The organism is Serratia sp. (in: enterobacteria), from assembly GCF_052400455.1.
In the GTDB taxonomy this organism is placed as follows: Bacteria; Pseudomonadota; Gammaproteobacteria; order Enterobacterales; family Enterobacteriaceae; genus Serratia; species Serratia ureilytica.
This window is the reverse complement of record NZ_CP185812.1, coordinates 94,241-117,307: the sequence shown is the minus strand read 5'-3', so window position 1 is coordinate 117,307 and position 23,067 is coordinate 94,241. Positions and strand designations below refer to the sequence as shown.

Here is a 23,067-nt window from a genome sequence, read left to right as displayed (position 1 = left end):
TCTCTCCTCCCGGTTACTTGAAGTCGGCATAAGGCGTCAGCGGCTGCGGCGGCAAATCGAGGTCCCCCTGCCAGCCGGCCAGGGAATAACGCAGATAAATCAACGCGTGGCTCGGCGTATAGTTCTTCGCCTGCTGAATATCGATGCCCGCGCCGAGCGTCCAGTGCGAACTGAGACGGCGTTCGACGATCGCCCGCAGGGTATAACCGACGCCGCTTGAGGCGCTGCCGTCCTCGACGGCGAACTTATCGGGCAGTGAATCCGGGATCAGGCCCTGCAGCGGATAACGGCGCTGGCTGTCGGTTTTCGAATGCGACAGCGAAACCGAACCGCCCAGCTCCCACGACCAGTTCTCGGTGCGCTGACGATAGTTGACCGGCAGCGACAGCGACAGATATTGCTGCGGGCTGTAATAGCCGCCCTGTCCCAGCGAATAGCCACTCAAGTCTTTCTGGTAGTGCCACAGCATGGTATTGAGCCCAACGCTCAGGCGGCGATTGTCTTCGTTGATCACCTTGTAGTAATAGCCGGCCATCAACCGCTGCCGCTGGTTGTCCGCCACGTTCTTGCCGGTGAGCTGGTGCGCGCTGAGATCGGCCCACACGCCGTTCGCCTCGCCGCGATCGTAGCTGGTGCTCAGGCTGACGCCGGTGGCGCGCACGCCGCCCCAGGTAGTGCCGGTATTCGGATCCTTGGCGCCGCCAAACGCCAGCAACGAGCTGGAGATCGGCCGCCGCGAGGCCGCCAGCGTCCAGCCGATGTGGTTCCAGTCGCCGCTGTAGGCCAGGCCGCCGCTCCAGTCGACCACCTCGAAGCCCATCGGCGTCGTGCCGATATCGGCGGCCCAGCGATCGTTTTTCCAACCGGCCGCCACGCTGGTGCCGGTGGTTTTCTGGTGTTCATCGCCGCGGCACCCTTGCGTGTGGCAGGTGCCGAAGGTTTCGTAGTATTTGCCGCTGCCGTCGGTCGAGAAGCGGCCGGCATCCAGCTGCACGGTGTCGGTGCGCAAGAAGGCGCGCCCGTCATACAGCGGCATATCCACCTGCAGCATGGTGTCGTGCGCGTTGAAGTCGGAAATGCCGCCGGTGCCGCTCGAGCGCCAGTAATCGTGATCGAGCGTGACGTTCACGTCTTGCTGCCGATACAGATCCGCGGCATCGGAGCGGATGCCGCGTTTCAGCCAGTAGTCGCCCGGATTATTGCGCGTCAAATAGGTGTAGCGGTCATTATCCTGCGGCAGCGTAGGCGTGATGCCGCCGGCCACCATCGCCTGGCGGTAATCCTGCTGCGCCCGCTCCGGCTGTTGTTGAGCCCGCTCCAGGCGGGCGGCGTCGCGGTAGATCAGCGCTTTGGTCTGCCCGACGGGTTCTGAGGCCGCCGCCGTTTTCAGCCGACTGAAGAGCGCCTCGGCCTGCTGCGCATCGCCGACCGCGCCCCAGGCATTGGCGACCCGCCGTTGGCTGTTGAGCGAAGCGTCTTGCGGCTGCGGTTCGATTTTCAGCCGCTGGCGCGCCGCGTCCAGATCCCCCTGCGCCACATAGGCTTCGATCTCGCCCAGCTGCGCATCCGGATTGTTCGGTTCACGACGTTTCACCCGCTGATAGTCGTCCAGCGCCGCCGCATACTCCCCGCGCGCCAGCGCCCAGTCGGCGAGCAGCAAATCGATGCGCGTGTCCGCCGGCTGCCGGCGCAGATAGGCTTCCGCCGCCGGTTCGTCACCGGCCGCCCGCAGCCCTTCGGCATGTGCGATCGTCGCCTGCATTTTCAGCCGCTGCGCCAGTTCGCGCATATTGTCGTTCCACTGCGCCGCCGGCAGCGTATTGAGCTGCGCCAGCGCCTGCCTGTCGCGATCGCTGCCGGAAAGATAGAGCGCATAGGCGTAGGTCAGCTGCGGATTGGCGTGCTGGCGCTGCGCCAGCTGCCGGAATAAGGCGTCCGCCTGTTGCGGCTGCCCGGCCTGACGCAGCGCCTGGGCATAGCGATAGGTCAGCCAGACATCGTCGGGCGCCATCGGCTGGGCGCGCCGATAGATTTCCGCCGCCTGCTGCCACTGTTGCTGCTGCGCCAGCGTCTCCGCCTGCTGTTTCAGCCTGTCGAGCCGCAGCCCATCGAGAGTGCTGCGCAGCTTGGCCTGCTGGCTGCGCGGCAGGCCGTCAAGGTAGGCCAGCGCTTTTTCCGGCGACTGGCGCTGATAGATATTCACCAGGCCGCGCAGCGCGCTGCCGTTGCCGGGATCGCGCCGCAGCGCCTGCTGATAAAACCCTCCGCCGCGGCGTCATCCTTGCTCGCCACCGCCACATCGCCCAGGCCGATAAACGCGTCGCCGTTGCTGTCGTCGAGCTGGCGCGCCTGCTGATATTTCTGCCGTGCCAGCGCGAGATTGCCGGCCTTGAGCGCTTTGTCGCCCTCGTCGATCGCCAGCCAGTAGCCGGTGCTCTTGATCAGGCTCTGCCATTTGCCGCTGCCGTAGCCATTCTTGTCGGCCGCCAGCGCCTGGCGAAACAGCTTCAGCGCCTGCGGGCGGTCACCGGCGCGTGAATAGGCCTGGCCGAGCGCGCCCAGCACCTCGGCGTCGTTCGGCGTCGCCGCCAACGCCTTTTGCAACTCAGGAATGGCCGCCCGGCTGCCGCCTTTATCCACCTGTGCCAGGCCGCGCACCCGCGCCTGATAAGCCGGATCGGCCAACAGTTTCTGCTGTCTGGCCAGCTCTTCACGGGCGCTGGTCGCCTGATCGCCGGTGTCGAACACGCCGAGGAAACGGTTGAGCGCCGCTACGCTCTGCGCGCTGACCGGCATCGCTTTGACCTTGTCCAGCCACAGATCGGCGGCATCGCCGCGCCCGGCCGGATCGGCGGCGATCTTCTGCAGCAGTTCATAGGCCTGCGCGTCCTGATTCTGGCTGAACAGCATGCGCGCCAGCGACATGCGCAGCGCCGCGTTGCCGGAATATTGCTGATCCAGCGCCTGCAGCTGCTTTAACGCCTTCGCCTCCTGTCCCGGCAAGCGCGCCACCAGCCGCCAGTATTCCACCGCCAGATCGAGCGTCGGCGGCTCGCCGTGGAACAGCGCATCGTACTGCGCCTTGGCCTCCGGCAACCGGCCGGCGGTCGCCATCAGGCGCGCCTGCTGCAGCTTTTGCCGGGTTTCCGGCTGGGTCAGCAGCATGTTCATTTGCGCCTGGCGATAAGCGCTGGACTGCGGCGCGAGCGTTTTCAGCTTGTCCAACTGCTGCTGCGCCAGCGCCATGTTGCCCTGCCGCAGCGCCAAACGCATGCGCGCGGCGATCACGTCCGGGTTATTCGGATCCATCAGTTCAAGCCGGTACAGCGATTGGCGCACCAGATCGTCCTTGTTGCCGGCCTCGCCAATGCGCACCTGCTCCAGCAGCCACTGCTCCGGCGCCACGGCCTCCGCAGCGCGCGCCTGCGGCAGCATCGCCAGACTCAGCGGAATCAAATTCAGCCAGTTTATTTTGAAGTTGTGCATTGGCCGTCCCACGAGGGTTGCAATTCACCCTGACGATTAAAGCGATAACGTTGTTGATCCCACCCCTGGCCGAACAGCGTCAGCGAGGCGCTGAAATAGGCGTCGTCACCCGGCGGGTGTTCGCCGATCCGTTGCCGCTGGGCCGCCAGCGCGTCGGCCTGCGCCGCCAACATCGGCAACATCGCGGCGGAAAAGCCGACCGGGCCGTCGCCGGTGGTTTTGCCGCTGGCGGTATCGGTTTTCTCCGGCGGCACGCCCTGGCTGGCGGTGAGCTGCGCCATCGGCTGGAAGCGTTTGAGCAGCGCCGCCTTGTGTTCATCGTCGTCCGCCAGCATGCCGGCCCACAGATAGACCCGAATGGCGTCGTAGCTGCCGACGTTCGGCTTGACGGTGTCCGGCTGCCAGCCGGCGCCGACCCGCCATACCACCCAGTCCGGCGAGAAGCCGTGCGGCGCGGTCTCCAACCACAGCCGCTGATTGATCTCGCGCATCGCGCGCCACGGGCCGTTCAGCGCCGCAAAACGCGCCAGCAGCTGCGGCGGCAGGTAGCTGGGGTTCAGCCGCCAGCGATCTTCCGCCACGAACCCGACTTTGCCCGGCAGCAACATCAGGCCCAGGCCGGGAATGTCGGCCACTTCCTCGCGGCCGATGCGTTGCAGCAGCAGCGTTCCCAGGGTTTGATAACGTCGGCTTTTCCACAGGCGGCCGGCTTCGAGCAGGTTATAAGCGATCCACAGATCGGCATCCGACGCCGAGTTGGCGTCCAGCACCTTCCACTGTTTGTCGTCGCTCTCGCCCCACAGCCAGGCGGGCAAACGGGCGCTGAGATCGCCCGCCGCCAGGTTGTTCTCCGTCCAGGCCAACAGCCGATCGAAGGTTGGCCGGTCGTTGGCCACCAGAGCGAAGAACAGGCCGTAACTCTGTCCCTCGGAGGTGGTGATTTTGTTCGGGCTGCTCGGATCGATCACCCGCCCCTGCGGGCTGATGTAGAACTGCTTGTACTGTTGCCAGCCCGGCCACTCGCAGGCCGCCGCCGCGCTGAACGCGCACAGCAGCAGCATGCCGAGCGACAGGCGTTGCAGCATCGCGTTCACCGCCGTCAATCCCGATCTTCAGGCGCCAGACGCCGCCGGCTGAAGGCCTTCAGGCCGCGCCACAGCATCAACCCCAGGATCACTACCAGCACCACCGCGAGCACCGCCAGCAGGACCGGATGCGTGGAGAGGGCATACCAAAGCCGCTCCCACCAAGGCAGGTGACCGACATAGTAAACATCGCCGACGCGCAGGCTGTTGACCCCCGATTCGCGGATCACCGCCACCGAGCCGAACACCGCGGCGCGCTTGCCGCTGTCCAGCAGGGCATTGTTCAGCAGCTCATAGCCGCGCGGGCTGTCCGCCAACAGCGCCACGATGCTGCGCTGGTCGTTGAACGGCGACTGCACGCCAATGATCGCCGACATCGCCCCCTCGGAACTGACGGTGGTCTTGCTGTCCGGCTTGGCGTCCTCCGCCAGCACTTCCGAGCTGGGCAGCGGCGGTTGGCGCGTCGGCTGTTTCACCCAGCTTTGGGTCGCGTCCACCAGCAGGCTGATTTTCTTGTCGTCGCGCAGCGCCTGCGGAATGGTGCCGACCATCAGGATATCGTCGTCACGATCCTTGGCCTGCGACCAGTCGTCGCTCAGCGTGAAGGCCAGCGCCGGGTAGCCGGTTTGCGCGCCGATCACGCCGAGCGCGTTCAGCAGCGCACTGACCTGTGCCGGCTGCGGTTTCTGGTTCACCAACACCAGCGTTTGTGACAGATCCGCCAGGCGGCTGAACGGGAAGCCGGCGTTGGCGAAGGCGCGCAGGTCCGGCATCGCCATAAAGTGGCGGTAGCCGGAGAAATCGATGGTAGACGCGCCGTCGATCACCGCGTGGTTTGGCGTGAAGGAGTAGGTTTCGCAGCGCCCTTCCGCGCCGCTGGCCAGCAGCGTGGTGTAGTCAAAGTCAAAGCGCAGCTGGTTGGTGGCCCCGAGCCGCAGCGCCGGGATACTGACGTTCTTGTCGGAATCGAGCAGCCCCTGCGTCAACGGCAGGCGCAGCAGCTGCGCCCCCTGCTCGTGTTCCGGCACCAGCGAGTAGGCCTGCACGAACTGGTTGTTCAGGCTAACGCTCAGCCGCGAACCGTCCTGAATGCGCGGCGCGGTATAACGGTACTTGAGGTGCATATCGATGCCGGTGCTGCGGATCAGGAACAGATCCGGCGGCAGGTTCATGGTCAATGAAATCGGGCCGGGCTCGATACCGCTGGTTTGCAGCTGTTCGGCGTATTGCTGCAGTTCGGCGAAGGTCATCGGCCGATCGGTGCGCACCCAGTTCGGCGCGTCGTAAGGCTGGCGCGGCGCCAGCTGTTCCACCTTGTCCACCGTCACGTTCTGGCCGCGGAACAGAATGTCGCCCTGCGCGATGCCTTTCACCGCGGTGATCAAATCGTTGTCGTCACGCCCCTGAATCAGCAGCAGTTTGACGTAGGGATTGTCGGGGTGGCTGATCATTTCCACCGTCGGGCCGTTGACCGCCGGGTAATCGCGCAGGAAATCCGGGCGCTGCTTATTGGTGGCGAACACCACCGCGTGCTGCGTCGGCAGCGCGTTGTACAGCGTCGGGAAGGATTGCCCGCGCCACTGCGCCTTGCTGCCGAACCACGAGGCCAGAATGCCCGCCGCGCGCTGCTGGGCCAGATCCGGCTGGCCGGCGAACACCATCGGCAGCGTCAGCGGCCGATTGTCGCGGCTGTCGAAGAACGGCTCAGGGAAGTGCGACAGCTCGTTTTTCACCGGCAGCGTCTGGAAACGCAGCTTCAGCGCGCTGGATTTGCTGACGTCGAGCCACAGCGAGGTGCTGGCCGGGTTTTCGCAGATGTTCTGATAATGGCCGACGAACACCAGCCGGACGCGGTTAAAATCGGTGATATAGCGCGGATCGATCGCCATCTGGATGCGATTGGGTTTGCCCAACTGCTCCTTGGCGATCGTGGTCACGCCCATCAGCTCGTCGTTGAGGTAGACTTTGACGTGCGACTCCACCGGGATCAGCGCCGGCGACGGCGTAAATTCCAGGTCGAGCATCGCCTGCGAGACCACTTCATCGCTGCGCACGCCGAATTCGATCTGCCCGTCCGGCCGGGTGCCGCGCAGAACAAAGGTGCCCGGCGGCGGCGCTATCTGCGCGAACGGCAGCGACACGTCGCGCACCGGCGCATTCGGATCCTGCGGCGCGGCGGCCGGCGGTGGCGTGGTCGCCGTATCGGCCGTCGCGGCGATCGGCGGCTGGGCCGCCACGGTCGGCGCGGTGGCGGTTTCGGCCTGCGACAGGGTGCTGATGCCTAAGGCCAGAGCTGTTAACCAGGTTATTTTTCTCGTCATCGTATCATCATCAATGTTGGAGCCTGTTCACCGGGCGAGTGAGCGGGCGGTTGAACTCGCAGCTAACCCACGGTTTCTTGTTGACCCAAGGTCGGATCCCTGCCGACGCCGCGCGGAATAAACGACACTACCCACGCGGTCAGCGACGTGACCCCGACCAGCAGACCGCGCACCAGCGGCGGCGCGTAGTCCGCCATGCGCACATAGCCGCGGAAGCCCAGCGCCAGCACGTCGCGCAGGCTTTCGATCGGCCGGTCTTCAGGGAACCCGTCCTGCCACAGCGCCCAGGTATCGGCGCGGGCGAAGGTGCACTGAATAAAATCGATGTGTTCGCGGGTGGAAAGACTGACCAGACGCACCCCCACCTTGTTGCCGAAGGCGCGCGTCACCACGCAGGGGAAGCTGTACTCCTGCTGGCCGCGTTTGAGCAGCAGCGAGGCCTTGTCGCCCTCTTTCAACGTGTCCGCCACCCGCATCTCGATGCCCACGCCGCCATCGGAGTAATCGCGCAGCGTGCAGGGGTAGAGATGGCCGTCGGCACGCGCGATCGCCGCCGGCATGGCGATCTCCACGCGGTGCGCCTGACGCACCTGTTTGGCCTCCACCGCCACCGCCACCGCGCCGCCGAGAATGGTCATGTTGTACAGCACCCACACCAGGCTGATGATCACCGTCATCACCTCGTCCGTCGGGCCATAGGCCAGCCGCCAAGCGCCGAACGCCAGCCCGGCGAGGTTAAGAACCACCAGGAACATGTAAGGCCGGGTGATCACCCAGTCGACGTGCTCCTCCTCCACCAGCCCGCCCTTGGCGGTCACGTTGAATTTGCCCTTGTGCGGATTGAACAGCGCCACCGTCGTCGGCCGCGCGATATACCAGGCCAACACCGTTTCATAGATTTCGCTCCAGAACGAATGGCGGTATTTCCCCTGGATGCGCGAGTTAGTCAGGCTGGCGTGGATCATGTGCGGCAGCACGTAAAGCGCGATCGCCAGCGCCGGCGCGAAGATGATGTAGGCATGCAACAGCAAAAACGCCAGCGGCGCGGTGAGAAAGATCAGCCGCGGGATGCCCGACAGGAAGTGCAGCATGGCGTTGGCGTAGCACAGGCGCTGCGCCAGTTTCAGCCCCTTGCCCAGCAACGGGTTGTCGAGCCGGAAGATCTGCACCATGCCGCGCGCCCAGCGAATGCGCTGGCCGATGTGCGCCGACAGGCTTTCGGTCGCCAGCCCGGCGGCCTGCGGAATGCGGATATAGGCCGAGGTATGCCCGCGCCGGTGCAAACGCAGCGAGGTATGGGCGTCTTCGGTGACGGTTTCCACCGCGATGCCGCCGATTTCGTCCAGCGCGCTGCGGCGCAGGATGGCGCAAGAGCCGCAGAAGAAGGTGGCGTCCCACATGTCGTTGCCGTCCTGCACCAGCCCGTAGAACAAAGTGCCCTCGTTGGGCGTCTGACGGAAGCGGCCAAGGTTGCGCTCGAAGGGATCCGGCGAGAAGAAGTGGTGCGGGGTCTGCAGCATCGCCAACTTTTTGTCTTTGAAGAACCACCCCATGGTCAGCTGCAGGAAGGAGCGCGTCGGGACGTGGTCGCAGTCGAAAATCGCCACGAACTCGCCGGTGGCCTGCTTCAGCGCGTTGTTGATGTTGCCGGCCTTGGCGTGTTCGTGAGTCGGCCTGGCGATGTACTTCACTCCCACCTCGGCGGCGAACGCCCGGAACTCGGGGCGATTGCCGTCATCAAGGATATAGATGTTCACTTTCTCTTTCGGCCAGTCGATGCCCAGCGCCGCATAGATGGTGGGCTTCACCACCCCGAGGTCTTCGTTGTAGGTCGGCACCATCAGATCGATGGTCGGCCAGGTCGCACTGTCTTCGGGCAACGGCACCGGCTGGCGGTTAAGCGGCCAGATAGTCTGGAAATAACCCAGCACCAACACCACCCAGGCGTAGGTTTCCGCCACCAGCAACAGCAGGCCGCAGACCAGGCTGAGCGGATCGTCCCAGTTCAGCGTGGCGGTATAGCGCCACCACAGGTAACGGCAGGAGACGGTCAACGACAGCACGATCAGCATCAACGCAGGCAAGCGCCCCGGCACCCGGCGCACCACCATCGCGATCCCCCACAGCAGCAGAACGAACACGAACTGCGCCGACAGATCGAACGGTTGCGAGATGCACAGCATGGCGAGGATCGCCGCCAGCACGCCGACCAGAATGAACAGCGCGCGCCGCAATCCGCGGTTCATGCGGCCGAGTCGCTCTACCGAGCGCTGTTCCACGCCGGCGTTTTTCAGCCGCTGCGGCAAGCCCTGCAGCCAATCGGCATAGCGCTGCTGCAGCCGCCGCCAACCGGCGAAATAATCGCGCTGCACCGGCGCGCGGCCGCTGCGGAACAGCAGTAGCCACGCCCCCTGCAGCAAATAGCGCAGCGCATCCGCCGGGCGGGGACGTTCGGCGGACAGATGCGGGAACCAGTAAGCGCGGCCGGCGCGCACGCGCCGCCAGGCCGGTGACTCCAAACGCAACAGCATCCACCCCAGCGCCGCCAACAGCGTAGTGAAAAAGGCGGTCAGCGCCGACGCCCCGCTGCGGCGATAGCCGCGATAGCGCGCCTGCACCGCCTGACGCACCGGCGGCACCAGCAGCAGGCTCAGCACCCGACTCATGGCGCAACGCCCGGTTTAAGATTGATCAGACACCAGTTGGCCAGCGTCAGCACTTCATCCGCCGCCAGGCTCTCGGGGCGGTACTCGCCCAACGGCTGCTTGACCGCCATCGCTTCCGCCAACGCTTCATCGCGATGGATCACCACCGGCAGCAGGCCGCCCAGGGTTTGCAGCCACAGCTGATGCAGATCCTGCTGCAGCTGGCTGGCGGAGGAGTAGTGATTGACCAGGAAACGACAATCGTTCGGCAGCGTCTGCTGATGGAGCCGAACCTGACAGTTGGCGTCGGGATTCAACAGCACGAACACGCTGTCGGCAAGCTGCAGCGCCTGTTGCGCCAGCGCGCCGTCCCCGACCGGAACATCCAGCAGGATCCAGCGCTGCGGCTCGCCGGCGATCAGTTGGCGCACATTGTCGCGCCAGCGCTCGGGCCGCTGCTGACATTGACGTTGCACTTCCAGCCGTTCCGCCGCATTCAGGCGGCCAAACGGTAAAAAGTCGAGGTTTTCGCAATAGCGCAGCGCGCCTTCCCGCCAGCCGCCGCCGTCCTGTTCTGCGCGGGCCCAGCCGCGCGTCAGCTCGAACGGCGTGTTGAAATGCAGACGCAGCAGATTATCCGGCGTGAAATCGATCGCCAGCACCGATTCGCCCAACTGCTGCAACGCCCAAGCGAGCGCCGCCGTGACCGACGTCGTCCCCATTCCACCCCGCAACCCTTGCAGCGCGATCACCGGCATAGATCAGTGGCTCCCCGTGGTCTGCGCCAATTCGGCCAGCAGCGGCCAACGCGTCATCATTTGCGTTAACCGCTCCTGCCGTGAAATATCGACATAGCTTAATTTCGGCAATGAAAAAGCCTGGCTGAGCGCCTGCAGGTCATCCTGGCTCTCCTCCGGCGCCGCTGCACGAAAATGGCTGGGTGCGTTATTCATTCTTCCGCCTTGGCGAAAATAGGCTATGTTAATTAACTATAGCAACGATACAAAAAGAGACAGGCAATAAGATGATTCTCAACAAATATTATTGAAGAGCATCGGAGATTTGTTATTGCCAGCGTAAAAATGGCTATCTTTAAATATAAACGCCTTTAGTCGGCTTTCAACGAAAGTAGAACACATCCTATGGCGCACTCTTTTTCTCTAGGCATTCGGCAGATTTGGGAAGAGCTGTCGGTGATGCAGGCCCCCGGCCTTTATTGGGTGAATATCGATCGGCAAAGCGATGCCGCGTTGCTGTGTCGTCAGGCCATCGCCGCCCAACCGGCCACCCACAAAGTCGCCCTGATCTGCAGCGGCGACAAGCCCGATCGCCTATTGGCCGAGCTGGCTGCGCCCGCATTGCAGAAGCTGCCGCTGTATCAACTACCGGAGAAAAAAGCCGCGCTGGCGCAGTTGAGCGACGATTTGATGCGCGCCCTGCGGCCGCAAAACCGCTTACTGATCCTGCTGGCCCATGCCAGCCTGTGGCAAACCTTCACCACCGAAGAGCTGCGCGAGTGGACGCGCGCGCTCGCCGCCTGGCTGCGGCGTCAGGAATGCACGTTGCTGATCCTCAGCCACGGCGGCGGTATCAATAAGCTCAAGGGCCAGCTCAGCGCGCAGCACCGCATTCTGAACGGCCTGTCCAGCCTGCAATGGCAGCAGGACAGCGCGCAATACCTGGTGAACTGGTGGAGCACCGAGAACGGCATCAACGCCAATCAGCTGCTGACGCTGTACGCCGCGGAGGGCGGCTGGCAGGGCGAGGATGAAAATAGCCAACCCTCCCCCACCGCCTTGCGCAGCGACGAAGGCCTGTATCTGGCCGAACGCAGCATTCTGGAAGGCGCGCCGCCGCTGTCCGCCAACTGGCAACTGCTGGAGAGCAACGACGAGCTGGCGCAGCACGGCATGCTGAGACTCTCGGCGACCTTGATTTTCGCCCTGTACCAAAGCGACCAAATCGATCACCTGGCGCACCAGATCCACACCCTGCGCCGCAGCCGCGGCAACGGGATGAAAATCGCGGTGCGCGAAATGAGCGCCAGCCTGCGTTACAGCGACGAACGGCTGCTGCTGGCCTGCGGCGCCAACCTGATCGTGCCGCACGTCGCGCCGCTGTCACGTTTTCTGACCATGCTTGAGGGCATTCAGGGGCAGCGTTTCTCACGTCACGTGCCCGCCGACATCGATGCACTGCTGGCCGGGCTGCGTCCGCTGCAGCTGAAAGGCTACATGCGGCCGGAACCGTTTAGCCAGGCGGTGCTTTCGCTGATGGCCAACACCTTGCTGCCCGAGGACGGCAAAGGCGTGATGGTGGCGTTGCGCCCGGCCACCGGCCTGCGCGCCGAACAGGCGATGACCCTGTGCCACCTGCGGCGTTTCGGCGACGTGATGACCGTGGTGCAGGGGCGCCTGGTGCTGTTCCTCTCCACCTGCCGCATCAACGATCTGAACACCGCGCTGAAGTTCATCTTCCGCCTGCCGGTGGATGAAGCCTTCAGCAACCGGGTGGTGTGGCACCAGGATGTCGATATCATTTCGGAAATCAAACGCATGGCTCAGGGGCGCTGGCAGCTTACCGCCACCGGCGCCGCGGGCGTCGCGCCGCCGCCCCCCGTGGTGACGGCCGCAGAGCCCGCAGAACGCCGCCAGCCGATCGCTTTCACGCTGCCGCTTGGCCCGCAGGAGGAAAAGCATGCTGAACCTTAACGACATCCTGCAACTGATCTTGCTGTGCGCGCTGGTCTTCATTCCGCTGGGCTACGCCTTTCACCGGCGTTTTCCGCATTTGCGTCAATACTGGCAAAACCTGTTGTTATCGCCGCGCTATTTGAAATCCGCCGGTTTATGGGTGCGCACAGGCTCATCCTCCCAGATTAAACGTCATAAGAAGCAGCCATGAATCCAAACTCAAATACGCAATCCGATAACGCTCTGTGGCGCTACTGGCGCGGGCTGGGTGGCTGGAACCTCTACTTTCTGGCGAAATTCGCCCTGCTGTGGTTCGGCTACCTGAATTTCCACGCGCTGCCGAACCTGGTGTTCATGGCCTATCTGCTGATGCCGATCCCCTCGCCGCGGCTGCACCGCTGGCGCCATTACCTCGCCATCCCGATCGGCATCGCGTTGTTCTACCACGATACCTGGCTGCCGGGCATCAACAGCATTCTCAGCCAGGGCTCTCAGCTGGCCGGCTTCAGCGCCCAGTACCTGCTGGAGCTGGTCAGCCGCTTTATCAACTGGCAGATGGTCGGCGCCGCCTTCGTGTTGCTTATCGCTTACCTGTTCGTCGCCCAGTGGGTGCGCGTTACGGTGTTCACCGTGGCCGCGCTGGTGTGGCTCAATATCGTCAACATCGCCGGGCCGGCGGTCTCACTGCTGCCCGCCAGTTCCACGGCTGCCGCCGGCGGCGCCGGCACGCCGGCCACGGCCGCGCCGACGGCAGGAGATAATGCGCCGGCAGACAGCCTGCCGCCGACCAGCGCCAACCTGACGGCCTATCTGAACCAGTTCTACGAGCGGGAAAAAGGCCGCGCCACCGCGTTCCCGGCCACTTTGCCCGCCGACGCCCAACCGTTCGATCTGTTGGTGATCAACATCTGCTCGCTGGCCTGGGCCGATATGGAGGCGGTCAACCTGCAGAATCATCCGCTGTGGTCGAAGATGGATATCATGTTCGACAGCTTCAACTCGGCCACCGCCTACAGCGGCCCGGCGGCCATACGGTTGCTGCGCGCCAGCTGCGGCCAGCTTTCGCATCACGATCTGTACCAGCCGGTGAACCAGCAGTGTTACCTGTTCGACAACCTGGCGAAGCTCGGCTTCAAGGAACAGCTGATGCTCGATCACTCCGGGGTGTTCGGCAACTTCCTGAAAGAGCTGCGTGAACAGGGGGATATGCAGGCGCCGCTGATGTCGCAGGCCGGCGTCGGCAACGAGCTGACGTCGTTCGACGGTGAGCCGATTTATAACGATCTGGAATTGCTGACCCGCTGGTTGGATCAGCAGCAAAAAGCCGGAGACGCCCGCACCGCCACCTTCTTCAACGTCATTCCGCTGCACGACGGCAACCGCTTCGTCGGCTCTAACAAGAGCGCCGACTATCAGCCGCGCGCGCAGAAGCTGTTCGATCAGCTGAACACCTTCCTCGATCAGCTGGAAAAATCCGGCCGCAAAGTGGTGGTGGTGATCGTGCCGGAGCACGGCGCGGCGTTGGTGGGTGACAAGATGCAAATGTCCGGCCTGCGCGATATCCCCAGCCCGAACATCACCCATACGCCGGTCGGCATCAAACTGATCGGCATGAAGGCGCCGCATCAGGGCAGCCCGCTGCAGATCAAAACGCCGAGCAGCTATCTGGCGCTGTCGGGGCTGGTATCACGTCTGGTGGACGGCAAAGTCTTCAGCGAGTCCAGCGTCGACTGGCAGGCGCTGACGCAAGGGCTGCCGCAGACGCCGGTCATCTCCGAAAACGACAACGCCATCGTGATGCAATATCAGGGGAAACCTTACATTCGCCTGAACGGCGGCGATTGGGTGCCTTATCCGCAATAAGCGCGGCCTTATCGACCCAAAGCACGCCGACGGCGTGCTTTTTTTATTGAGCAAGTCCGACAAAAGGCGAAGTTAACCGTCTGGCAAAAATATTATTACTCACCTCCCGTTAAATTTTTTATTCGCTTATTAATTCATTGCGAAAATTCCTATAAAAATAAGCATTCGTCAGATTTTCGTTAAGCATTCAATAACGCCCCGAAAAGCGATTCGATTAACTGATTGATTAAATAATAAAAAACGCCGGCGTTAAGCCGGCGTGGGTTTATGCGGTGAAATCCGACGCTTTACGCCCCCGGATGTTCGTCCTGATCGACCGCAAAACAGGCCACCATCTGCTCACCGTACTGCTTCAGCTGCGGCTGCAGCTGTACGCAGGTGCCGAAGGCGCGGCGGCAGCGGGCATTGAATGCGCAGCCCGGCGGCGGGTTCATCGGGCTGGGCAGTTCGCCGGTCAGCTTGATGCGCTCGCGGCGCATATCCGGGTTCAACCGCGGCGTCGCCGAGAGCAGCGCCTGGGTGTACGGATGGCGCGGGTTGTTGAAGATCGCCTCTTTGCTGCCCTTTTCCACGCAGCGGCCCAGGTACATCACCATCACTTCATCGGCGATGTGTTCCACCACCGACAGATCGTGCGAGATGAACACGTAGGACAGCCCCAGCTCCTGCTGCAGATCCATCATCAGGTTCAGCACCTGCGCGCGCACCGACACGTCCAACGCCGACACCGGCTCATCGGCGATCACCACGTCCGGATTCAGCATCAGCCCGCGGGCGATGGCGATACGCTGACGCTGGCCGCCGGAGAACATGTGCGGATAGCGATCGTAATGCTCGGTCTTCAGGCCGACCTTCGCCATCATCTCCAGCGCTTTTTCCCGCCGTTCGGCGGCGCTGAGCGAGGTGTTGATCAACAGCGGCTCCTCGAGGATCTGCCCGACCTTCTTGCGCGGGTTGAGCGATCCGTAAGGATTCTGGAACACGATTTGGATCTTCTGGCGCCGCAATTTCTCGGCGGAAACGTCCGGCTTCAGCAGATCCTGTCCCTGGTAGTACAGCTCGCCGCCGGTCGGCACTTCGATCATCGTCAGCAGGCGGCCGAGCGTGGATTTGCCGCAGCCCGACTCACCGACTACCGCCAGCGTTTTACCGCGCTCCAGAGTGAACGACACGCCGTCCAGCGCCTTGACCAGCCGCTCCGGCGCGAACAGGCCCTTTTTCACCGGGTAATGCTTTTTCAGGTCGATCGCCTGCAGTAAAGGTTGATTCTGGCTCATACGGTCGGCCTCCCCGCATCATCCAGCGGTGTGTGACATTTAACCTGACGGCCGGGAATGCTGCGCAGTTCCGGCTCCTCGTTACGGCAGCGCTCGTTGGCGTACGGACAACGCGGATTGAGCAGGCAGCCGGTCGGGCGATCGTATTTGCCCGGCACCACGCCCGGCAGCGAAGCCAGCCGCGCCTTGTCGGCGGCGAACTCCGGCAGCGCGCGCAGCAGCGCCTGGGTGTACGGGTGGCGCGGCGCGCGGAAAATCTCCGCCGCTTTGCCGGATTCCACCACCTGGCCGGCGTACATCACGATGATGTGATGTGCCGCTTCCGCCACCAGCGCCAAATCGTGGGTGATCAGCAACAGCGCCATGTTCTCGCGCTGCTGCAGATCCAGCAGCAGTTCGATGATCTGCGCCTGGATGGTCACGTCGAGCGCGGTCGTCGGCTCATCGGCGATCAGCAGCTTCGGCCGACAGGCGATAGCCATGGCGATCATCACGCGCTGACTCATGCCGCCGGAAAGCTGATGCGGGTACACGTCCAGCCGCGAGGCCGGATCGGGAATCCCCACCTGCGTCAGCAGGTCGATAGCGCGCTGGCGGCGGGTGCGGCGGTTGCCGCCCTGATGCACCTTCAGCGCCTCCATAATCTGATAACCGACGGTGTAGCACGGGTTCAGGCTGGTCATCGGATCCTGGAAGATCATCGCCACTTCGGAGCCCACCAGCTGGCGGCGCTCTTTTTCGGAGATCTTGCGCAAGTCCTGGCCGTTGAACTCCAGCTTGTCGGCCATCACTTTGCCGGGAAAATCGATCAGGCCCATGATCGCCAGCGAACTGACGGATTTGCCGGAGCCGGATTCACCGACGATGCCGACCACCTGACCTTGATCCACGCTGTAACTGATGCGGTCTACCGCGCGGAACGGGGTGCCTTCGTCACCGAAGTGCACCGAAAGCTTGTCTACATTCAATAACGCCATCTCTCTCGTCCTCTGTTACTGCTTGAGTTTGGGGTCGAGAGCGTCACGCAAACCGTCCCCCATCAGGTTGAATGCCAGCACCGTCAGCAGGATCGCCAGGCCGGGGAAGGTCACTACCCACCAGGCGCTTTGCGCGAACTGCAACACGTCGGAGAGCATGGTGCCCCACTCCGGCGTCGGCGGTTGCGCGCCCATGCCCAGAAAGCCGAGAGCGGCCATGTCGAGAATGGCGTTCGAGAAACCGAGAGAAGCCTGAACGATCAAGGGCGCCAGGCAGTTAGGCAGAATATTGACGAACATCTGACGCAGCGCGCCGGCGCCCGCCACCCGCGAAGCGGTGACGTAATCGCGGTTCACCTCCGCCAGCACCGCCGCGCGCGTCAGACGCACATAGTGCGGCAAGGCGACGAAGGTGAGCGCCAGCGAGGCGTTGACGATCGACGGTCCGAATACCGCCACCAGCACCAGCGCCAGCAGCAGGCTCGGCAGGGCCAGCATGATGTCGACGACGCGCATGATCACCGCGTCCACCGCGCCGCCGAAGTAGCCGGCCAGCAGGCCGAACACCACGCCCATGACCAGCGACAGCACCACCACCAGACAACCGACCAGCAGCGACAGGCGCGCGCCGTACATCAGGCGCGACAGCACATCGCGGCCCACGTCGTCGGTGCCCAGGATGTATTGCCAACTGCCGCCCTCCTGCCACACCGGCGGCTTGAGCAGCGCGTCGCGGAACTGGTCCGCCGGCGCATGCGGCGCCAGCACCCCGGCGCCGAGCGCGATCACCAGCATCAAAACGATATACACCAGGCCGACCACGGCCCCTTTATTGCGCTTGAAATAGTGCCAGAACTCCTGAAACGGGGTCATCGGCTTCGGCGCACCTTTAACTGCAGACTCAGTGATTTGAGACATGAGAGCGCCCCTTATTTCTTGTGGCGAATACGCGGGTTGACCACGCCGTAGAGCACGTCTACCAGCAGGTTAACCAGAATGATCATACAGGCGACCAGCAACACCCCGCCCTGCACTACCGGGTAATCACGGCGCTGCAGCGCATCGATCAGCCAGCGGCCCAGACCCGGCCAGGAGAAGATGGTTTCGGTCAGAATGGCGCCGGCCAGCATGGTGCCGACCTGCAGCCCGATCACCGTCACCACCGGCAGCAGCGCGTTGCGCAGCGCGTGAACGACGATCACCCGCATGCGGCTCACGCCCTTGGCGCGCGCGGTGCGGATATAGTCTTCGCCCAACACCTCCAGCATCGAGGAGCGGGTCATGCGCACGATCACCGCCAGCGGGATGGTGCCCAGCACGATGGCCGGCAGGATCATGTGCATCACCGCATCGATAAAGTCGCCCGGTTCGCCCCAGATCAGGGTGTCTATCAGCATGAAGCCGGTCAGCGGGTGGCTGTCGTCGAGGAATACCGTGTCGCTGATGCGCCCCGACACCGGCGTCAGGTTAAGCTGCACCGACACCAGCATGATCAGCATCATGCCCCACCAGAAAATCGGCATCGAATAGCCGGTCAGCGAGATGCCCACCGCGGTATGGTCGAAGACCGAGCCGCGTTTGACCGCCGCCAGCACCCCGACCGGGATGCCCACCAGCACCGCGAAGATCATCGCGCACAGGCCCAGCTCCAGCGTGGCCTGAAAGCGCGGAACGAACTCGCTCCAGACGGAGATGCGGCTTTTGAGTGAGGTGCCCAGATCGCCGTGCAGCACGTTGGACACATAGGAGAAGTATTGTTGATAGAGCGGCTTGTCCAGCCCCATTTCCGCCATCAGCTGCGCGTGGCGCTCGGCGGAGATACCGCGTTCCCCGGCCATGATGGTCACCGGGTCGCCGGGGATCATATGGACGAATGCAAAAGTCAGCAATGTAATGCCGATAAACGTTGGGATAACTAACCCCAAACGTCGGAGTATGAACTGCAACATATCCCGAACTCTCTGTATCAATGCCCGGCAGCTCATCGTCCGCCAGGCTTATTAACGCTCACATGCCTTTGAACGATCCAACGGCCATACGCCGGAGACTGGTCAGCAGAGGCGCAAACCTGTTGCGCCCCTGCAAATCCATTCGTGCATCTCCGGTTTAGGTCGGAATCAGTCTACAGAGACATTCTCGAAGTGATGCTTGCCGAGCGGATCCACGACGTAGCCCTTCACTTCCTTACGCACAGGCTCATACACGGTGGAGTGCGCGACGATCAGCGCCGGAGCCTGATCGTGCATCACCACCTGCGCCTGCTTGTACAGTTCGATGCGTTTGTCGTGGTTGGACTCGGCGCGCGCCGGTTGAATCAGATCTTCAAACGGCTTGTAGCACCAGCGGGAGTAGTTGGAGCCGTCTTTCGCCGCCGCGCAGCTGAACAGCGTGGCGAAGAAGTTGTCCGGATCCCCGTTGTCGCCGGTCCAGCCCATCATCACCGTCTGGTGCTCGCCCGCTTTGGCGCGCTTGAGGTATTCACCCCACTCATAGGTCACGATTTTGGCTTTCACGCCGATCTTGGCCCAGTCGGCCTGGATCATTTCCGCCATGCGGCGCGCGTTCGGGTTGTAAGGACGCTGTACCGGCATCGCCCACAGGTCGATGCTGAAACCATCGGCCATGCCCGCTTCTTTCAGCAGTTCTTTCGCCTTGGCCGGATCGTAAGCGTAATCCTGCACCGCGTCGTTATAGCCCCACATGGTCGGCGGGATCAGGTTCTTGGCCGCCTGGCCCGCGCCCTGATAAACCGCGTCGATGATCGCCTGCTTGTTGACCGCCATGGTCAACGCCTGACGCACCTTCACGTTATCCAGCGGTTTTTTCTCGGTGTTGAACGACAGGTAACCCACGTTCAGCCCCGGCTGCTCCATCAGGTTGATGGATTTGTCCTGCTTCATGCGGGCGATATCGGCCGGGTTCGGGAACGGCATCACCTGGCATTCGTTTTTCTGCAGCTTGGCGTAACGCACGGAAGCGTCAGGCGTGATGGAGAACACCAGGCGATCGATCTTCGGCTTGGTGCCCCAGAAACCGTCGAACGCCTTGTACAGGATTTTGGAGTCTTTCTGGTATTGCAGCAGCTGGAACGGGCCGGTGCCGATCGGGTTCAGGTCGACTTTTTCCGGCGTACCGGCTTTCATCATGACGTCAGCGTATTCGGCTGACAGGATGGACGCGAAGTCCATGCCCAGGTCAGCCAGGAACGGCGCCTCCGGGCGGTTCAGCACGAAACGCACGGTGTTGTCGTCTACTTTTTCGATCTTGGCGATCAGCTTCGGCATGTCCATGCCTTCAAAGTATTCGTAACTGCCGCCGGACACTTTGTGGTAGGCGTTATTGGCATCCAACTGGCGTTCGAAGGAGAACACCACGTCGTCGGCGTTGAAGTCGCGCGTCGGTTTGAAATCTTTGCTGCTCTGCCACTTCACGCCTTTGCGCAGGTGGAAGGTATAGGTTTTGCCGTCTTCGCTGACGTCCCACTTCTCAGCCAGGCCCGGCTGCAGTTCGGTGGTGCCGACTTTGAATTCGACCAGGCGGTTGTAGATCGGTACCGAACTGGCGTCGTAGGTGGTGCCGGAGGTGAACAGCTGCGGGTTGAACCCTTCCGGGGAACCTTCAGAACAGTAAACCAACGTCTTGGCCTGTACGCTGGCCGCCACGGTCAGCGCGATCAGCCCAATGCCGAATTTCAGAACCCCCGATTTACCCAAGGAACGTGTCATCGTTAGTGCTCCATTGTGTGATGTGATGTGTGTAATTGCCGCCAGACCTGTATTTTTTATTGCGTGGCCTGTGCGGTCAGCGCCCGAAGGCAGAAGGCGTACGATGAGAGAATGCCGGATGGAACGCATCGCGACGGGGACGTCTGAGCGCGTGGAATTCACTCAAACAACTCTCGCTCTTACCCCTGAGGCTATCAAGTTGCCAACTGTTTGGGGTGTCGTCAATATAACCAGTGGGGATTTACGCAGACTGTGAGAAACAGCAAACAAACATAAAAAAAACCTTTTGTTAACAGTTCCAGCATGAAAATTTATGCTAAGCGGTCATTTTTAGCGCATTGGTCTGACCCTGATAAATTTACTGGTTTTAAACTCCGCTAAAAAACCCCAAAACTTTGTTGCTGAACGATGAATATCTGAACGGTTATTTTTGTGATCGCCGTTAAAGACAGAAGGAAATGCTGAAGGATTACCCAAAAGGGTGAGTCCGATGAGCGCATTTTTCGCCGGGCAGGCCCACAATCTGTGCGGCGTAAAAAAACTTTCGGCGGTGAAAAAGCCGGGGGCGAAAGGATATCCCCCGGCAACGCACTGCAACCGATTATTGAACGCCGGCGCTGTTGCCCAGGCTGGCGTTCATGCTGTTGAGAATATCGCCGTTGTCCGCGTCGATCTCCCAGGAGAACAGGCCGCCCAGCTGCTTATCCAACACGTACTTGCCTTTGGCCTGCACCGAGCGGGCATCGTCAAAGGTGATCAGATCGCCGGTGGAAGGTTTGAACACGTAAGGCGCTTCCGCCGTGGCGTCGTAGGTGTACTGCCACTCGCCGCTCATGAACTGGCTGGCGATCTGGCGGTAGTCCACGATGCCGTTCTCCCAGGTGCCTTTGACCGGCCCGGTGGCGGTGCCGGTGAACGGAATGTTGTTCTGGTAGCCGTTCACCCCGGTCCAACCGCGGCCATACATGGCGGTGCCGACGACGATCTTGCCCGGCTTGACGCCCTGCGCCAGCAGCGCATTGACGCCGTTCACCGTGGTGTAGGCGGTGTCCGGTTTCCAGGCCGGTGCATTCAGCGCGGTCTGATGCCCCAGGTTTTTCAGATCGAAGGCGCCGTAGAAGTCGTAGCTCATCAGGAAGATGTGATCCATCGAGTTCTGCGCGACGTTGTATGCCACCTTGTCGATCTTGTCCTTGCCGGCGCTGATGGCGGAGGTCAGCTCATACTTGCGGCCGGTTTCCGCCGACAGCTGATCCAGCATCGCCCGCAGTTCTTTCATCAGCAGCACATAAGTTTCCCCGTCCTGAGGGCTGCCCAGATTCGGGTTGGCGCCTTTGCCGCCCGGGAATTCCCAGTCGATATCCACGCCGTCGAAGAACTTCCAGGTCTGCAGGAACTCTTTCACCGAGCCGACGAAGCGATCGCGCTTCACCTTGTCGCCCATGAAGAAGAACGGGTCGGACAGCGTCCAGCCGCCGATCGACGGCAGGATTTTCAGATCGGGACGCGCCTGCTTCAGCGCCATCAGCTGGCCAAAGTTGCCCTTGTAGGGGTCATCCCAGGCGGTGACGCCCTTCTGCGCTTTTTGCAGCGCGGCGAACGGATCGTGGATGGAGACTTTGAAATCCTCGCGGCCCTGGCAGGAGCGCTGCAGCGCCTGGAAGCTGCCTTCAATCTCTTTCAGGCTGTCGTTGATGCCGTTGCCGCCGCAGATCGGGATAAAGCCGTACAGCAGGTGGGTCAGGTTTTGCGCCGGGATCTTATCGACGGTGAAATTGCGCCCGTAAACGCCCCACTCGACGAAATAAGAACCGACGACTTTGCCGGAATTCTGTTTATACGGTTTGTTCTTTTCCAGCAGCGGCTCTTTCAACGGCGCCAAATGGCTGCCGTCGGTGTCGGCCACCACAATTTCAGTGGCGTCGCTGGCGGTGCAGCCGTCGGCATTGCACAATGCCACCTGCATTTGATAACGGCCGCCTTTATTGACTTTAAAATTCGCCGTACCGGAAGAACCGGTTGAAGGGCCGCTCCACGCCTCTTTGCCATTTAATAAAATCTTGGCCGTCGTGCCCGCGTCGCCATTCCATAAATTCCAGGAGACGGAAACATCGGCGGCATTTTTTACCTTCACCAAATTATTATAAGCGGTAGCCGCCTGGTCAACTTCAACGATGGCGAACTTGGTGTTGCCCCAGGCGATGGTCGGCTTGCCCGGCGCGGCGGCCTGCGCCGCGGAACACAGCGTGCTGCCGATCAACAGCGCCAACAGCGGTTTATTAAATTTGCGCATAACTGATTCCTTTATTCCGAGAGGATAAACATAAAAGAGTTAATCGTCGCTACGCATTGCCGAAGCGAAAAAATTCCGCAATAATCCACGAAGATTAAAGTCAACAAATAAAAACAGCGTTTTTTCACGTAACGGAAAAAAATCATTCCCGCCGCGTACATTCAGACTATAAATAAAAAAGGCGTGAAAACAAGAGCGCTATCAACTGGGTTTTATTCAGCAAGCGTGAATTTATTTAAATATGAGAAAAAGAACCTAACTGAAATAAGGAGTTTGAATTAATTAAGCGTAAAGGATAAATATATTTCACGAGGATGGCGGATTGACACGTGCCATAAAGCGAAGCCGGTCGTATCGCAGGAGGTGCTCATCCTCATAAACCGCAGGCGAAAAAAAACCTGCTTTAAAAGCAGGTTTTTCGAATGGTGGTCGGCGAGAGAGGATTACGCGCATCGTTGATGCGCGCCCTGCGGGCCGTTGCTAAAGCAACGTTGTCTCGCTTCGCGAGGCTCGAACCTCCTGCGGAGGTGCTCATCCTCATAAAGCGCAGACGAAAAAAAACCTGCTTTAAAAAAGCAGGTTTTTCGAATGGTGGTCGGCGAGAGAGGATTTGAACCCCCGACCCACTGGTCCCAAACCAGTTGCGCTACCAGGCTGCGCTACTCGCCGATGCGGGGCGCATCTTACTGCTGGCGGTTATAG

General features: G+C 61.8%; 14 protein-coding genes, 1 tRNA gene, 1 other RNA gene and 1 pseudogene. 3 read left to right on the top strand and 14 right to left on the bottom strand.

Translation table 11 applies throughout. The annotated features are described in order from the left end of the window. Window positions 1-13: 13 nt before the first annotated feature. The 6 genes and pseudogenes from bcsC to bcsR form a co-directional block, all read right to left on the bottom strand. Window positions 14-3,486 (bottom strand): annotated as a pseudogene (bcsC, locus tag ACORQT_RS00515) (cellulose synthase complex outer membrane protein BcsC). Continuing rightward, window positions 3,468-4,580 carry a cellulose synthase complex periplasmic endoglucanase BcsZ gene (bcsZ, locus tag ACORQT_RS00510; protein WP_164057871.1) on the bottom strand — a complete coding sequence of 371 codons (1,113 nt, stop codon included), beginning with the start codon at window positions 4,578-4,580 and terminating at the stop codon, window positions 3,468-3,470. Before bcsZ ends, bcsC begins: the two are co-directional and overlap by 19 nt. Window positions 4,581-4,585: 5 nt before the next feature. Beyond that, complete coding sequence (bcsB, locus tag ACORQT_RS00505) at window positions 4,586-6,892, bottom strand: cellulose biosynthesis cyclic di-GMP-binding regulatory protein BcsB (protein ID WP_164057870.1); 2,307 nt, start codon at window positions 6,890-6,892, stop codon at window positions 4,586-4,588. 62 nt (window positions 6,893-6,954) lie between these two features. After that, window positions 6,955-9,558, bottom strand: coding sequence for a UDP-forming cellulose synthase catalytic subunit (gene bcsA / locus ACORQT_RS00500; RefSeq protein WP_164057869.1), 2,604 nt, complete (start codon window positions 9,556-9,558; stop codon window positions 6,955-6,957). Then, window positions 9,555-10,295, bottom strand: a complete 741-nt coding sequence (gene bcsQ / locus ACORQT_RS00495) for a cellulose biosynthesis protein BcsQ (RefSeq protein WP_164057868.1) — start codon at window positions 10,293-10,295, stop codon at window positions 9,555-9,557. The genes bcsA and bcsQ overlap by 4 nt, the downstream gene beginning before the upstream one ends. 3 nt (window positions 10,296-10,298) lie before the next feature. Beyond that, window positions 10,299-10,490 (bottom strand): cellulose biosynthesis protein BcsR, encoded by a 192-nt coding sequence (gene bcsR, locus ACORQT_RS00490; protein WP_164057867.1) that lies wholly within the window; start codon window positions 10,488-10,490, stop codon window positions 10,299-10,301. Window positions 10,491-10,679: 189 nt separating this feature from the next. On the opposite strand from bcsR, the gene bcsE reads away from it, so the two are divergent. Genes bcsE through bcsG form a run of 3 tightly spaced genes read left to right on the top strand, consistent with a single transcriptional unit; the run spans window position 10,680 to window position 14,093 of the window. Beyond that, window positions 10,680-12,248, top strand: a complete 1,569-nt coding sequence (gene bcsE, locus ACORQT_RS00485; RefSeq protein WP_164057866.1) for a cellulose biosynthesis protein BcsE — start codon at window positions 10,680-10,682, stop codon at window positions 12,246-12,248. Further along, window positions 12,235-12,441, top strand: coding sequence for a cellulose biosynthesis protein BcsF (gene bcsF / locus ACORQT_RS00480; RefSeq protein WP_033645228.1), 207 nt, complete (start codon window positions 12,235-12,237; stop codon window positions 12,439-12,441). Before bcsE ends, bcsF begins: the two co-directional genes overlap by 14 nt. Next, entirely contained in the window at window positions 12,438-14,093 is a 1,656-nt protein-coding gene (gene bcsG / locus ACORQT_RS00475; RefSeq protein WP_042783432.1) for a cellulose biosynthesis protein BcsG, read from the top strand. The genes bcsF and bcsG overlap by 4 nt, the downstream gene beginning before the upstream one ends. 287 nt (window positions 14,094-14,380) lie before the next feature. Here bcsG and dppF read toward each other — a convergent pair whose 3' ends face one another. The 8 genes from dppF to ACORQT_RS00435 form a co-directional block, all read right to left on the bottom strand. Next, a complete protein-coding gene (dppF, locus tag ACORQT_RS00470; protein ID WP_015376237.1) occupies window positions 14,381-15,370 on the bottom strand; it encodes a dipeptide ABC transporter ATP-binding subunit DppF in 990 nt (329 codons plus the stop codon). Beyond that, entirely contained in the window at window positions 15,367-16,347 is a 981-nt protein-coding gene (gene dppD, locus ACORQT_RS00465) for a dipeptide ABC transporter ATP-binding protein (protein ID WP_033645058.1), read from the bottom strand. The genes dppF and dppD overlap by 4 nt, the downstream gene beginning before the upstream one ends. A gap of 15 nt (window positions 16,348-16,362) precedes the next feature. Beyond that, window positions 16,363-17,265 carry a dipeptide ABC transporter permease DppC gene (gene dppC / locus ACORQT_RS00460; protein WP_033645059.1) on the bottom strand — a complete coding sequence of 301 codons (903 nt, stop codon included), beginning with the start codon at window positions 17,263-17,265 and terminating at the stop codon, window positions 16,363-16,365. An 11-nt stretch (window positions 17,266-17,276) separates the two neighbouring features. Then, a complete protein-coding gene (dppB, locus tag ACORQT_RS00455) occupies window positions 17,277-18,296 on the bottom strand; it encodes a dipeptide ABC transporter permease DppB (RefSeq protein ID WP_033645060.1) in 1,020 nt (339 codons plus the stop codon). Between the two features lie 168 nt (window positions 18,297-18,464). Beyond that, window positions 18,465-20,072 carry a dipeptide ABC transporter periplasmic-binding protein DppA gene (gene dppA / locus ACORQT_RS00450; protein ID WP_042783430.1) on the bottom strand — a complete coding sequence of 536 codons (1,608 nt, stop codon included), beginning with the start codon at window positions 20,070-20,072 and terminating at the stop codon, window positions 18,465-18,467. A 601-nt stretch (window positions 20,073-20,673) separates the two neighbouring features. Continuing rightward, window positions 20,674-22,365: a glycosyl hydrolase family 18 protein gene (locus tag ACORQT_RS00445; protein ID WP_033645062.1), complete on the bottom strand. Its 1,692-nt coding sequence runs from the start codon at window positions 22,363-22,365 to the stop codon at window positions 20,674-20,676. Between the two features lie 426 nt (window positions 22,366-22,791). Next, window positions 22,792-22,920: non-coding RNA, RtT sRNA (locus ACORQT_RS00440), on the bottom strand. 37 nt (window positions 22,921-22,957) lie between these two features. Then, window positions 22,958-23,034: transfer RNA gene (locus ACORQT_RS00435), tRNA-Pro, on the bottom strand. Window positions 23,035-23,067: the final 33 nt, after the last annotated feature.

Coding starts and splice junctions, on each gene's coding strand:
- bcsB (WP_164057870.1), bottom strand. CDS start 6,892: ATGACGAGAAAAATAACCTGGTTAACAGCTCTGGCCTTAGGCATCAGC.
- bcsA (WP_164057869.1), bottom strand. CDS start 9,558: ATGAGTCGGGTGCTGAGCCTGCTGCTGGTGCCGCCGGTGCGTCAGGCG.
- bcsQ (WP_164057868.1), bottom strand. CDS start 10,295: ATGCCGGTGATCGCGCTGCAAGGGTTGCGGGGTGGAATGGGGACGACG.
- bcsR (WP_164057867.1), bottom strand. CDS start 10,490: ATGAATAACGCACCCAGCCATTTTCGTGCAGCGGCGCCGGAGGAGAGC.
- bcsE (WP_164057866.1), top strand. CDS start 10,680: ATGGCGCACTCTTTTTCTCTAGGCATTCGGCAGATTTGGGAAGAGCTG.
- bcsF (WP_033645228.1), top strand. CDS start 12,235: ATGCTGAACCTTAACGACATCCTGCAACTGATCTTGCTGTGCGCGCTG.
- bcsG (WP_042783432.1), top strand. CDS start 12,438: ATGAATCCAAACTCAAATACGCAATCCGATAACGCTCTGTGGCGCTAC.
- dppF (WP_015376237.1), bottom strand. CDS start 15,370: ATGAGCCAGAATCAACCTTTACTGCAGGCGATCGACCTGAAAAAGCAT.
- dppD (WP_033645058.1), bottom strand. CDS start 16,347: ATGGCGTTATTGAATGTAGACAAGCTTTCGGTGCACTTCGGTGACGAA.
- dppC (WP_033645059.1), bottom strand. CDS start 17,265: ATGTCTCAAATCACTGAGTCTGCAGTTAAAGGTGCGCCGAAGCCGATG.
- dppB (WP_033645060.1), bottom strand. CDS start 18,296: ATGTTGCAGTTCATACTCCGACGTTTGGGGTTAGTTATCCCAACGTTT.
- dppA (WP_042783430.1), bottom strand. CDS start 20,072: ATGACACGTTCCTTGGGTAAATCGGGGGTTCTGAAATTCGGCATTGGG.
- ACORQT_RS00445 (WP_033645062.1), bottom strand. CDS start 22,365: ATGCGCAAATTTAATAAACCGCTGTTGGCGCTGTTGATCGGCAGCACG.